Below are 13,144 nucleotides of genomic sequence, written 5' to 3' on the forward strand. Positions count from 1 at the left end.
GTGATTTACCTCGCGATATTCAGCGCCTTGCGCAAAATAAACGGACATACAATTAAAAAAGCGTATTCCGGACTAAATACTGACCCTGTAAAAAACAGCGACAGCGGCGTAAAAAGATAAAGCTGCACCCGAAAATTCTGATTATCACCAAAAGCAGTGATCATCATCTTGATAACTTTCCCCATGTACCACAGGGTTAATATCACGGCGAACCATGAAAAATAAATAATCAGCAGATACAAACCATTGTCTATCGTTTTACCCACATCCGCACCGTTAAAAATTCCGAATGACGCGACATATTCATAAAGCGAACCGAATCTTACTACACCATCAACATGCATTAGCGAATAACCGACCATTACTAACGGACCTACGATTCGATAATACGATGATGAACCCTCGGTTCCTAAATCTCCAAGGCGCGTTGCGATGTACGGAAACGCGAATATCACACCGACTAAAAACACGCTTAATGAGATTATCGCCAGCGGCAACTTCTTTTTTATCGCATCCTTATTCAGGTACTGGAACGCCCACTCCAGGAGATAAAACAAAATAAACGTCATTACCCCTGAAAACGATCCTGATAATATTATCCCTGCCAGAATCATAGCATCGGACTTAGGCGTTTTGATACCAAACTGTTTGATACTGAGCCAAATTGAGATTAACGCCAGAGCGAAGAATGCCGGTTCGAAATAAAGTGCGGTGGTGCGTTTTCCGCCAAACTTAATAAAGTTCAGAACATAGCTGTTACTGTAAATAAGATATTTCGAAATAACTTCCATTAAACTGCTACCGCCGCTGAGAATGATCTGTGCCATTTCAACTGCCGCTAACCCCACTACCAGCCCAACGACCAGCCAGAAAAAGCGCAGGATCTTAATGTAGTTATGCGGCGAAATGGTTTTGAAGCGAATGCTCCACACCATGCCAATAATCACCACGGTATAGACAAACAGCATCGCGGACGTGACGTACTTACTGGCATCCAGCGATTGACCGAACAGGTAGTTAAACGCCGTCAATCCTCCCCCCACGCCCAGCGCTATCATTAATTTTTTAATATTGATGCGCTCGACAAACAGCAACAGCAGAACGGGCAAGAATGTGACAATCGTTATTGGGAAGCTCTCGCCAAGCTGGGCAAGTTTGACGTTAACCAGCAGATAAAGCAGCGGTAGCAGCAGATAGCTACAGATTCTGATAGAACGAGACATATTCCTCCAGCATCTGTTGCCCACTGTATGCCACCCGGCTGCGCTGGCTGAACTCGGCAAGCGACGTGTCGAATACCGCCTGTGCGATGTCTGATTTTTTCAGTTGTACCAGCCGCAGTACATCCGCTTCACTGAACGTTTTACCGCCCGCTTTCGCCAGCACCTCCCGTGCAGCCTCGCTGTGCGTAGCAATCACCGGTACGCCGATGGAAAGCGCTTCGCACAGAATCAGCGGGTAATTATCAACGCGGGAGCTGAACACCAGTCCATCCATCTCGTTAAGCGCATTCATCAACGTTCGCTTATCGCTTTCGAAGCCATGATTGATAACGTTATCGCCAACAAAGGGCGAAAATTTGCCGAAGGTATGCAGCTCAATTTTTTCTCCCAACGCCATCATCTCCTGCACCAGTTGCTGATTGGTTTTACCGTCATAGCGCAGGTCATGAGCCACTACAGCGATTTTCGGTCTGCCGTGTGGCTCATATTTGGCGGGCAGGTCGGCAAGAATGGCTTCGGTTGCCACATCAATACCGTTGTTAATAATGCGGCAGCGCCCCACGCCATACAGGCTGTTGAACGCGTCGGCCACATGCTGGCTGGGAGAGATAAACTGGCAGCCAAGCGCTAACATGTCGCGAAACATCTGCCGTTTTCCGGGCAATTGCTGATGGGCTTTGTCAATTTTTACCGGCGGATAGTTACTTAGCGTCGGGCATTTCTGGCAGCCCGTTTTCCAGCTTTCACAACCATCGGTGAAAGCACAGCGTCCGGTCACGCTCCAGTGATCATGCAACGTCCAGACAAAGGTGATGTCCGGTTTATGCGCCTTCACCTTTTGGCAAAAGGCCACCACCTCTTCCAGATTCAACCAGTAGCTGTGCAGCACATGAAAATGCAGCACCAGCGGGCCGGAAGTGCGGGTCACCGTACGGTATAAATTATTGAGATTGCCGAACAGATCGCGGTTAGCGAAACGAAATAGCGCAATATTCGCCACCGATGTCAGACGCGGCGTATGTTTGATAACATGCGGATAATCCCTGTGGCTGGCGCTTTTCTTGCCACCTTTGCCATAGCCGTACACAAAGCGCGACGACAGTCCTTTCTCCAGCGCGCGAAGATGCAGATCTAAGGCTACGCCTGCCGCTCCACCTTCTGCGAGTCGCACATTAAATTGCAAGATATTCATTTTGTTACCTTCACTCGTGCTTTCTCGCCCACCACCAGCGTGTTGTCAGGGATGCTATCCACCACCACGCTCCCGGCGCCAATGGTCACGTTATCGCCTATAGCGACATTGCCGAGCACAGTGACGTTAGCCCCCAGCTCGACACCGTTACCGATGACCGGACAGGACAGATCTTTGTCGCCAGGATTGCCAATGGTGACACCGTGGCGCAGGGTTAAATCGTCCCCTGCCACCACGTGTTTATTGATCACCACGCCATAACCATGATGGATGGTCAAACGACGACCGATAGATGCAGCGGCCTGAATTTCATAACCAAACAGGCATTCAGTGATCAGGCGATACAGCACCAGCACCGGCGCAGCCCACAGGTTGTTCACGATATTTTTTTTACGCCAGACGGAGCAAAAATGGGCAATCCGATAGGCCACTACCATGCAGCAGGGGCGCAGACTCCAGCCGTTCGCGCGTAAATCTTCCAGCATACTTAGCGTCCTCGCAGTCCGTCGGCCAGACGCTTACTGTTGCGAATCGAAAGCAACGTCAGCAGCGTGCGCCAGTTCATTCGTTTATTGCGGATCTGGTAGAGCGTAAACAGCTGATATTTCTTACTCGCCCGGTCAAATTTACCTTTGTGCTTACGATAGAACTGAAAGTAGCCGGAGAATTTATGCGGTGATGAGGTAATGCGCATCTCACCGTGGTTCACATGCAGGATCTGCGTCGCCTCTTTGACCTTCCACGGTTTGCCGTACGCCACCACCATCCTGAGGAAAATGTCGTAATCCTGCGCGGCTTTCAGTGTGGTATCGAACAGGCATGCTTTAAAACGCCATGCCCATGTAAATACCTGATTACCAATAATATTGCGCTTATAAAACTTGCGTCGGGAGTAAACTGACTTCGGATAGAGCGGCAGACTGGTTGGTTGCGAATACACTTCGCCTTCGCAAACATAATCATTGGCGTACAGAAACGCGCGCGTGACCAGTTGATGACGATGTTGCAGAAACACGCTCAGGCGATTCGGCGTCCATTCATCATCATCATCAATACCCGTAATATATTGCCCACTGGCCTGCATGATGGCCTGATTGCGCACCGCACAGGCCCCGGAGTTCGTCGCGTTATGCGTATAGCACACGCGTGGGTCGTTGAGTTCCTCAACGAACTGCTGCAATTGCTCATACGAGGAAGAACAGTCATCAACAATGATCATCTCCCAGTGAGGATAGTCCTGACGCAACACCGATTTAATCGCCCGAATGGCCAGCTGTTGGCGATTCCAGGTTGGCATGTAAATTGAAATTAGTGGGTTTTCTGTCGTCATTTTCGTTTCCCAAATAAAGTTGCCTGATGGCGCTACGCTTATCAGGCCTACATTCGATATGCGTTGCTGTTCGTTATCTATTTCGAATCCGACGTGTACTCGTATTCGTAGTAACCGTAATCCTGATACCCACTGGCACGGCGGAAGATAGAGTTCAGGATCACCCCCTTCACCTGAATGCCATTTTGCTCAAACCGACTCAGGCTGGTTTCCACCTCTTTCAGCGTATTGACCGCATAACGCGCCACCATCAGCGTGGTGCCGACATGACGGCCAACAATCGCCGCATCGGTCACCGCCAGTATTGGCGGGGGATCTATCAGCACCAGGTCATAGTGCTCGCTGGCCCACGTAATCAGTTCGCCAAAGCGTTCACTCATCAGAAGCTCTGAAGGGTTAGGAGGGATTTGTCCGCGAGGGATCAGATCAAAATTCGCAATGGAGGTCGGTTTCGCGCAGGAGGTAATATCTCCCTTACCGACGAGGAGCTCGGACAGACCGTTGACGTTATTGGTCCCCAGCAGTTCGTGGGTATAGCCTTTGCGCATGTCGCAGTCGATCAACAGCACGCGTTTATGAGTCTGGCTAATGACCGCCGCCAGGTTAGCGCAGACAAATGTTTTACCTATCGACGGGCTGACGCCGGTCAGCATCAACACGTTGTTGCGCGCCTGCATCATGGCGAAGTGCAAACTGGTACGCAGGCTGCGGACCGCTTCTATGGCGAGATCCGTTGGATTCCCCACCGCCAGTAACTGGCTTTGTTTGTAGCGCTTCACACCTTTAATGGTCTGAACGTTATCACGCGCTTTTTGCCATTCTGAAAGCGGGATGCTGGCATACACGCTGATGCCATGCTCTTCCAGCGCCTGCGGGCTTTCAATGCCGCGATTAAACAGGGAACGTAGCAATACGCCCACTACCGACAGCATCAAACCAAGAATAATACTACCGAGAATAATCAACGCCTTTTTCGGCTTCAGCACGCCTGGCTGGGCAATCGCGGGATCGACGATGCGCACATCTCCGACCGTACTCGCTTCGGTGATCTTCAGTTCCTGTTGCTTATTTAACAGCTGCATATAGACCTGCTGACCGGACTCCACATCGCGGGTCAGCCGGACAATTTCCTGCTGCGTTTTCGGCATTGCCGTAACACGCCCGTTCAGCCTACTTTTTTCATCTTCCAGCGCCTGGCGTTTTTCCAGCAATGTGCGGTACGCCGGGTGCGCTTTGGTGAATAACTTGGAGATTTCCGCTTCTTTAAAGGTCAGTTCGTTGAGCTGCGCATCGATATTTACCATGGAATCCAGCACCGCTTTAGCTTCCAGCGGCAAATCCACGGAGTCTTTATCCTGACGGAAGGCATTCAGCTTGTTTTCAGCAACGTCCAGACGGTTACGCACCTCAGGCAACTGTTTTGCCAGAAACGCCAGACTTTTAGCGGCCTCTTCTGACTTACGCTCTACGTTTTGTTGCAGATAGTTGCGGGTAATACTGTCGAGGATCTGGCGGATTTGTTCGCGGTCTTCGCCGGTAAAAGTCAGGCTCAATACGCCAGTATCTTTGCCGGTTTCTGTCACCATCAGGTTATTTTGCAGGGTGTTAATCATGCCCAATGTGGAAAATTTGCTGACGGTAAATTGGCTCTCAGGGCTGGCATGAATCGCCTCAACCAGCATCGTCACGCCATCGCGATTCAATAATTGCCCAACCTGACCGCGGGCGCTAAATCCCCCATCACTGACTAATTGATAACTTTTGTCGTTCAGCACGCTTAGCGTAAAGGTCTGTTCCTTCATCGCCTTTGGCAACGTGAAGGTGGTGACATTAACGGTTTCATTCTGACGACCCATCAACCGATCCCAGCCGGCGCCAAAAATCGGAAACGTATCTTTCGTCACCGCGATATCCAGATTGAGATCGTCTACCGTTTTTCCCAGTACCAGCCGTGACTGAATGAGCTGAATTTCCGCTTCCGAGGCCGGCGGTTTATTCGACAACGCCGAGCCAATATCCTGCACCAGGGAATTCCCGGTATTTTGCTCAATTTGCACCAGCGCATCCGCACTGTAGATCGGCGTGGCAAACAGCGTGTAAACCGCCGCACACACGGCAAAAGCTGCGGTAATCCCAAGTACCCACCAGCGAGCTTCCACCACTGTCCCTACCAGACGACCAATATCGATTTCATCATTGCCCGTAACCGGCGCGGCAGACTGTTTTACTTTTTCTGTCATTGTTTTCCCTGCTCCGCGTTCAATGCCTGAGCCCATTGGCGGGCAGACCGTTCAAGTAATGCGTACACCGCGTCAAACGCATCTCGACTTTTACGGTACGGGTCGGGAATTTCGCGTTCGCTGTCCCAGTGACCAAAGAGCATCACTTTGCCGCGCATCTCCGGCACCATTTCGCACAGGGCTGAGATATGGCGTTTTTCCATGGTCAGGATCAGGTCATACTCCCGGCACATGCGTCCCGAGATCTGCCGGGCACAATGATTTTCCAGTGACAGGTTGTGCGCCTGCGCGACGCTGATAGCACAAGGATCCGCGCCTTTACCCACCAGCGCCCCGAGACCCGCAGAAGAGACCGTCAACGCCGGATGAAACTTCCTTAACAAGCGTTCCGCCGTTGGGGAACGGCAAATGTTCCCCACACAGACAACTAATATTTTGTTAAACATGACGATTACCAGTTGTGAAGGTCGCTGGCCGTGTCCGTCATATAGCGAACACCGCTAATGGTCGGCAGCAACTGATTGATCAAACGGTTCCAGCGGGCAACCGGTGCGGTCGTGACATACACCACATCGTAAGGCTGGAGTCGGAATGACGTCGCCATCACCAGCGAAGTCGCATCGGACATATCAAGCTGATAGATATTCGCGATCTTGCCGTTGTTCCCGCTTTCGCCTTTCAACGGACGAATAACGAAAATGCCGCTGGCGTTGGAGGTAGTCAGATCGATACCTTCCGCATTGCCAAGCGCTTCGGTGAGCGTCATACCGCTGAAGTCCATTTTGAGGGTGCTCTGCTTTTTCACTTCCCCCATCACGAAGACTTTCAAATCGTCATTACGCGGAACAAACAGAATGTCGCCAGGATAGAGCAGACGGTTCTGGCTCAGATCGCCATTTTGCATCAGCGCTTGCAGTGAAATACGTTGCTCCTGCCCTTTGTGAGTCAGTACAACATTGCGCCAGTCAGCCGCCTCGGTGAGACCGCCTGCGGCGTTAATGGCATCAAGAATGGTAAGCGGTACGTTGGTGATGGCCTGCTGGCCAGATTTGTTCACCTGCCCGGAGACATAAGCCTTCTGCGAGCGGAAAGCGGCGATATTAACGTCCACCTGCGGGTCAGCGATGTACTTCGCTAAGCGCCCGGTAATATCACTACGAATTTCGGCTAACGTTTTTCCCACCACGCTGACTTTGCCAATATAGGGGTAAAACATGGTGCCATCCGGCTGCACCCAGTTGCCGGTATCGCTTGAGCTACGATACTGCCCGGCCGGGGTTGTAAGTTCAGGATGATCCCAGACGGTCACATTCAGGACATCGCCCGGACCGACCCGATACTGATATCCTGCAATCTCCTGCTCCAGCGACATGTTAGGCTGCGCAACATTAGGACGAGGACGTAATTGCTCGACCAGTCGCGGGGTCAGTGGATAAACATTCACCATCCGGTTGATATCAAAATCAGCGTCCTGCTGTTTAATCACATCTTTGCCCATCGTAGACATATTGCTGCCCGGAAGCACGGTACAACCGTTTATCAAGATTACCGATACCAGGACTGGTATCAATTTAAGTTTGGAGTTCATCATTGATTATTTATCACTTTGGCAGAGTAATTATCACGTGCGTTCTAAATAGCGGCTTCGCCTGTACACATTTACCTTGCCGTTAATTGAAAAGGAATTTAACTGGCATCAATCCTAAAAATAATGGATTCATCTGCGGTCTCTTGACAGAATAATTCAGGCTTGTTTTCAGGTGACCAGACACGCTACCGCCCCTGGCTTCATTAGCTACCAATGCACTGATTAATTTAAATTTTTATCTTCTCCTTTATTTTCATCACATTCAGAGCGGCAACGCATCGGGAATAACGTCACTGGTTGATGAGGAAATATTTATCTTTTGATTATTACCGGAAGAATTGTTGCAGCTAAGTGAATAGCAGGCAAGATAACAAGCCTCCGCCCACTTGCTTTTAAGAATAATATTAAGACTATGATTTATATATTTTTAGGATTTTATCGATATTGACAGCGTTGCTAAATAAATACACCACCTGCGATATTTCCTAAATACAATTAGCTAAAGAAAATTATTTCCTGTAGTTACATTATGGCTATTTCCCGCTGGTATCCTGATATAACCACCAGAGAAATCCCTTTCCGGCATTGCATTTTCCGCCAGTTTTACCCATGATCGAATTGTGACAATTGTCATACAACTATGGGTATAGCACTTACTATGGAATGGATTGCCGATCCGTCAATCTGGGCCGGACTCGTCACGCTAATCGTGATCGAACTTGTTCTTGGCATTGATAATCTTGTTTTTATTGCCATCCTCGCGGAGAAACTCCCTCCTGCCCAGCGGGATAAGGCGCGTATTACCGGGCTCCTGCTGGCGATGGTCATGCGACTGCTGCTGCTGGCATCAATATCCTGGCTGGTGACGCTGACTACGCCACTGTTCAGCATTCGCGGCCTCAGTTTCAGCGCGCGCGATCTGATCATGCTGTTCGGCGGTTTCTTCCTGTTGTTTAAAGCCACAATGGAGCTAAACGAACGGCTGGAAGGAAAAGACAGCGACAATCCCACCCAGCGTAAAGGCGCTAAGTTCTGGGGGGTGGTCGCGCAAATAGTGGTGCTGGACGCCATATTCTCTTTGGATTCAGTCATTACAGCCGTCGGGATGGTCGATCACCTGGCGGTGATGATGGCGGCGGTGATTATTGCCATCAGCCTGATGGTGCTCGCCAGCAAGTCGTTGACTCGCTTTGTCAACAGCCACCCAACCATCGTTATTCTGTGCCTGAGCTTCCTGCTGATGATTGGTTTCAGCCTGGTCGCCGAAGGGTTCGGTTTCCATATCCCGAAAGGTTATCTGTACGCCGCTATCGGCTTCTCGGTCATGATCGAAGCCTTGAACCAGCTGGCAATCTTTAACCGTCGTCGCTTCCTGTCAGCCAATCATACCTTGCGCCAGCGCACCGCCGAGGCGGTGATGAGGTTGCTGAGCGGTCAAAAAGAAGATGCCGAACTGGATGCCGAAACCGCTGCTATGCTGGCGGATCACCAGGAGGGTCAGATTTTTGCGCCTCAGGAACGGCGGATGATTGAACGCGTACTGAATCTTAATCAGCGTACCGTCAGCAGCATAATGACCTCACGCCACGACATTGAACACGTCGATCTCAACGCACCCGAAGCAGAAATTCGCGCTTTACTGGAAAAAAACCAGCATACGCGTCTGGTCGTTACCGGGGAAGACGAGCAGGAAGAACTGCTGGGCGTAGTGCATATCATCGATCTGCTGCAGCAGTCTCTGCGCGGTGAGCCGCTCGACTTACGCGTTCTGATTCGTCAGCCGCTGGTGTTCCCGGAAACGCTGCCGCTGCTTCCGGCGCTGGAGCAGTTCCGTAATGCCCGCACGCACTTCGCTTTTATTGCTGATGAATTTGGTTCTGTAGAAGGGATCGTGACGCTCAGTGACGTGATGGAAACCATCGCCGGTAATCTGCCAAATGAAGTAGAAGAGATTGATGCCCGCCATGATATTCAAAAAAATGCTGATGGTTCGTGGACGGCTAACGGTCACATGCCGCTGGAAGATCTAGTGCAGTACGTCCCTATTCCGTTAGATGAAAAACGTGAATATCACACCATTGCCGGGCTTTTGATGGAATATTTACAGCGTATTCCGAAAACCGGAGAGGAAGTTCAGGTTGGCGACTACCGACTAAAAACCTTGCAGGTGGAAAACCATCGCGTGCAAAAAGTCCAGTTGATACCGCTACACGGTGAAGAAGAGATGGATTACGAGGTGTAAATCACCCGCCGGATGGCGCATCAGCCGCCATCCGGCAATTTGAATCAGAGTTTATCCAGCAACTTCTTAACATCTTTACCGTTGCGGGAGTCTTTATTGCGATCGGCCCAATCGTTCAGACGACGTTTCGCTTCATCCTGCAGATGCTTACGCAACAGCTGATCAACCTGCAAGTTATAGTTCAGCGCCTGCCACTGGCCATAAACCCTGAGAGGAACCGGCGTGGCTTTCAGGAACTTAATCAGCTTGCTTTCGCCATCCCAGCCGCCCAGCACGCGAATGTTAAACTGCGTGTCGCAATTCTGCTTCACCAGATCTAACGTCCCCTTGCCCGTCAGCGCAAGCATCGCAGACTCACCGGCCATGTTATCCAGCGTAACCTCGCCGTTATCCAGCGTCAGATCGGTTACAAAGCGATCCAGTCGGGTGACGTTATCCAGGTTTTGCTGTGATTTAACATCACCGCCGCTGCGTTCTACGGCTTGTTGTATCATCTGCTGGAAGTTCATCCCTTCCATTCGCGTATCGCTCATTTCGACATGGGCCTGGCCTTGCCAACTATGGCGAAACGCCTGGGCGTCAATATCTGAGCCGGAAAAATCTCCCGCCAGTGACAGCTTACCGGTCAGCGCGATTGGGTAGTTGAAGGCTTTCAGGATTGTGCCAATTTCTACACCTTCCAGTCGCGGATGAAAGACTGCTCGCGGCTCATCTTTTCTGGCGTCCAACGTACCGGGAAGCGAAACATGTCCACCGTCATTTTTCCCTTCCAGTTGCGCGACCTTCAGTAAGCCGAACTGGTTATCTATTTTTGCCGAGACATTCTCAAACGCCATTTTACGCCACAATACCTTGTCAGCCTGTAACGTGATGTCTGCCGAGAATCCCTTGAGTCCCTGGTAAGAGACAGCATCAACCTGCGAAGCAATGACGGGACGCGCCAGCGTCGCCTGACTCTGACCTTGCTGAACCTCACCGTTTGTCGCTGCCACGGCATCGCGTTGCACAATCAGATTGTCCAGATTGAGCTGACCAAATTTCAGGTCGACGAGCCATTCGGGTTTATCTAACAACGACACCTGGGCTTGCCCGGCGAGAGAGCTGTCGTTAGCGGTCAAATGAATCTGGCTAAACGCGAGCTGTTTTTTCTCTTCCAGCCACTGCGCCTGAAGCTGCCCCTCACCTTTAATTCCCTGCGACGGTAGATCGGCCCCCTGTAGTTGCCAGCTTAACTGCTCAATATTAGCGGACAAATTATGCGGGTAGTCGGAGGCATCGACGGTGCCGTTTAAGGATAACGCAAGGTCACGCTGATCGCGGTTCACGCGCCCGGAGAAATCAAACGTACCACGGTGTTGGCTATCCTGTTCCATCTCCAGACGAATATCGCGAACCGTAACCTGCTCGTCGTCTTCATGCTGGAATACCAGAACGCTGTCGGCCACGCGCAGACTGGCGATATCAAACGACCATCCTTTGTCTTCCGCCAGATCGGGCAATGTATTGTCTTTGGGAGCAACGGGCGCATCTTGTCCACGCACCGCCTCAGTTTGCGGGGTCAGTTGAATCACAGCCCCCTTGAGCATCACCTGCTTCACGCTGAGCTGATGACTCAACAACGGCCACAACGCGACGTCGAGACGCATATTGTCGGCACGAATCAGGGGTTCACTGGCACCTTCTGCGGTTAACACCATGCGTCCCGAGAGGATGCTCAGCTGAGGCCATACGTGCCAACGCAGAGGACCATCCAACTGCAGCTGATATCCGCTACGCACAGCAACCTGCTTGACCATATACGCACGGAAATCATTCGGATTCACCAACAGTACTAACGCAGAAAAACCGGCCACCAGCACGACCAGCAGGATCATCAGCGTTGTCAGAAATCGTCTCATGCTATCCCCAATGGACTGAAAACATTCAGTCTTTATCGATCCGGCTGGCAACAGCGCCCTGCTGATCGCGATACTTTGCATCCTGACGACGGTTGTAAGGTCGCGCAGCCGGACCGGAAAGCGGTTCGAAACTCAACGCGCCAATCGGCATGCCCGGGCGCAGGGCCAGCGGTAATTTTCCGGAGTTGTAAAATTCCAGTACGATGCACCCTGACCAGCCCGGATCGATACGGTGTGCGGTAACGTGTACCATCAGTCCCAGACGCGCTAATGAAGAACGTCCATCTAACCAACCGACGAGATCGGAAGGCAACGTCACGGATTCGAACGTCACCGCCAGCGCAAGTTCACCCGGATGCAGGAAAAATGCCTCGCCGTCCTTGAGGACGATTTCATCGCTCATTACACGATCCAGCGCGGCGCTGACTTCATCTTTCGGTCCACTCAAATCGATATACGCCGCCGTATGACCGCGGAACGTACGGAATTTGTTACCAAGACGCACATCTACCGTGGCGCCATTGATTCGCTCGACAGGAGGGCGTGGAGTGATCGACAGGCGACCTTCATCCAACCAGGCTTCAATATCTCGGTCACATAAACGCATGGCACTTTCTCCTTTCGTGCTTCAACCCCTTAATGCCAGGTGCGTTAAGGGTGAACCAGGTTATCACTGAACGGTACACAATTCGCTGAACTTATTCAAAGAACTGGCTGATTTTAGCCTTCAGAATATCGATGGCGATGCGGTTTTTACCCCCGCGCGGCACGATGATGTCGGCGTATTGTTTTGAAGGCTCAATAAATTGCAGGAACATTGGACGTACGGTTTTTTGGTATTGCGCCATCACCGAATCCATAGAACGACCACGCTCGTTCACATCCCGTTTAATACGGCGCATCAGGCAAATATCCAGCGGCGTATCAACAAAAATAGAGAAGTTCATCTCGTCACGCAAACGCGCGTCTGTCAGCAGCAGAATGCCCTCCAGGATGATCACTTTCTTGGGTTCGATATGAATAGTGTCTTGCGTGCGCGTATGCTCAACATAGCTGTAAACGGGGAGTTCAATGGCGCTTCCGCGTTTAAGCGTTTGTAGATGTTGAAACAACAGGCTGTGATCCATCGCGTTCGGATGGTCGTAGTTGGTTTTTACACGTTCTTCCATCGACAGATGGCTTTGATCTTTGTAATAGCTGTCTTCGGGAATAACGCCAATATGTTCGTCACCGACTTGTTCACGTAATTCGCGATAAAGCGTGCTGGCAATAAGACTCTTGCCGGAAGCCGATGCGCCGGCGATGCCGATAATGACGCACTGATGGGACTGATCAGTCATAAATTTAGCGACCTGATTAACCTGGATGTAAGGAAGGGCGGCGTCGAAACGCCAAACGCGGCAATTATAGGGATTTCAGCGGCGCGATGCC

11 protein-coding genes are annotated in these 13,144 nt (G+C 51.1%); 1 reads left to right on the forward strand and 10 read right to left on the reverse strand.

Annotated elements, in window-relative coordinates; genetic code table 11:
• Positions 1 to 5 precede the first annotated feature (5 nt).
• From wcaD to FDW96_RS17110, 7 genes are all read right to left on the reverse strand, one after another.
• Positions 6 to 1,223 carry a colanic acid polymerase WcaD gene (gene wcaD, locus FDW96_RS17080; RefSeq protein ID WP_042307457.1) on the reverse strand — a complete coding sequence of 406 codons (1,218 nt, stop codon included), beginning with the start codon at positions 1,221 to 1,223 and terminating at the stop codon, positions 6 to 8.
• Positions 1,198 to 2,415 carry a colanic acid biosynthesis glycosyltransferase WcaC gene (gene wcaC, locus FDW96_RS17085; RefSeq protein WP_137366011.1) on the reverse strand — a complete coding sequence of 406 codons (1,218 nt, stop codon included), beginning with the start codon at positions 2,413 to 2,415 and terminating at the stop codon, positions 1,198 to 1,200. Before wcaC ends, wcaD begins: the two co-directional genes overlap by 26 nt.
• Positions 2,412 to 2,900 (reverse strand): colanic acid biosynthesis acetyltransferase WcaB, encoded by a 489-nt coding sequence (wcaB, locus tag FDW96_RS17090; RefSeq protein WP_137366012.1) that lies wholly within the window; start codon positions 2,898 to 2,900, stop codon positions 2,412 to 2,414. Before wcaB ends, wcaC begins: the two co-directional genes overlap by 4 nt.
• Before the next feature lie 2 nt (positions 2,901 to 2,902).
• On the reverse strand, positions 2,903 to 3,745 hold the full coding sequence (wcaA, locus tag FDW96_RS17095) for a colanic acid biosynthesis glycosyltransferase WcaA (protein ID WP_137366013.1): 843 nt from the start codon (positions 3,743 to 3,745) through the stop codon (positions 2,903 to 2,905).
• Positions 3,746 to 3,822: 77 nt separating this feature from the next.
• A complete protein-coding gene (gene wzc / locus FDW96_RS17100; RefSeq protein WP_137366014.1) occupies positions 3,823 to 5,985 on the reverse strand; it encodes a tyrosine-protein kinase Wzc in 2,163 nt (720 codons plus the stop codon).
• The gene (gene wzb, locus FDW96_RS17105; protein ID WP_038641798.1) at positions 5,982 to 6,431 is read right to left on the reverse strand and encodes a low molecular weight protein-tyrosine-phosphatase Wzb; all 450 of its coding nucleotides are present in this window, start codon (positions 6,429 to 6,431) and stop codon (positions 5,982 to 5,984) included. The genes wzc and wzb overlap by 4 nt, the downstream gene beginning before the upstream one ends.
• A 5-nt stretch (positions 6,432 to 6,436) precedes the next feature.
• On the reverse strand, positions 6,437 to 7,576 hold the full coding sequence (locus FDW96_RS17110) for a polysaccharide export protein (protein WP_042307444.1): 1,140 nt from the start codon (positions 7,574 to 7,576) through the stop codon (positions 6,437 to 6,439).
• Positions 7,577 to 8,231: 655 nt separating this feature from the next.
• Here FDW96_RS17110 and FDW96_RS17115 point away from each other — a divergent pair.
• The gene (locus tag FDW96_RS17115) at positions 8,232 to 9,815 is read left to right on the forward strand and encodes a TerC family protein (RefSeq protein WP_137366015.1); all 1,584 of its coding nucleotides are present in this window, start codon (positions 8,232 to 8,234) and stop codon (positions 9,813 to 9,815) included.
• A gap of 44 nt (positions 9,816 to 9,859) precedes the next feature.
• On the opposite strand, the gene asmA is transcribed toward FDW96_RS17115, so the two are convergent.
• The 3 genes from asmA to udk form a co-directional block, all read right to left on the reverse strand.
• On the reverse strand, positions 9,860 to 11,713 hold the full coding sequence (asmA, locus tag FDW96_RS17120; RefSeq protein ID WP_137366016.1) for an outer membrane assembly protein AsmA: 1,854 nt from the start codon (positions 11,711 to 11,713) through the stop codon (positions 9,860 to 9,862).
• A gap of 25 nt (positions 11,714 to 11,738) precedes the next feature.
• On the reverse strand, positions 11,739 to 12,320 hold the full coding sequence (gene dcd, locus FDW96_RS17125; RefSeq protein ID WP_003834269.1) for a dCTP deaminase: 582 nt from the start codon (positions 12,318 to 12,320) through the stop codon (positions 11,739 to 11,741).
• 91 nt (positions 12,321 to 12,411) lie between these two features.
• A complete protein-coding gene (gene udk, locus FDW96_RS17130) occupies positions 12,412 to 13,053 on the reverse strand; it encodes a uridine kinase (RefSeq protein WP_003036776.1) in 642 nt (213 codons plus the stop codon).
• Positions 13,054 to 13,144 lie beyond the last annotated feature (91 nt).

Source organism: Citrobacter sp. TBCS-15 (assembly GCF_005280815.1).
Classification (GTDB): Bacteria; Pseudomonadota; Gammaproteobacteria; order Enterobacterales; family Enterobacteriaceae; genus Citrobacter; species Citrobacter werkmanii.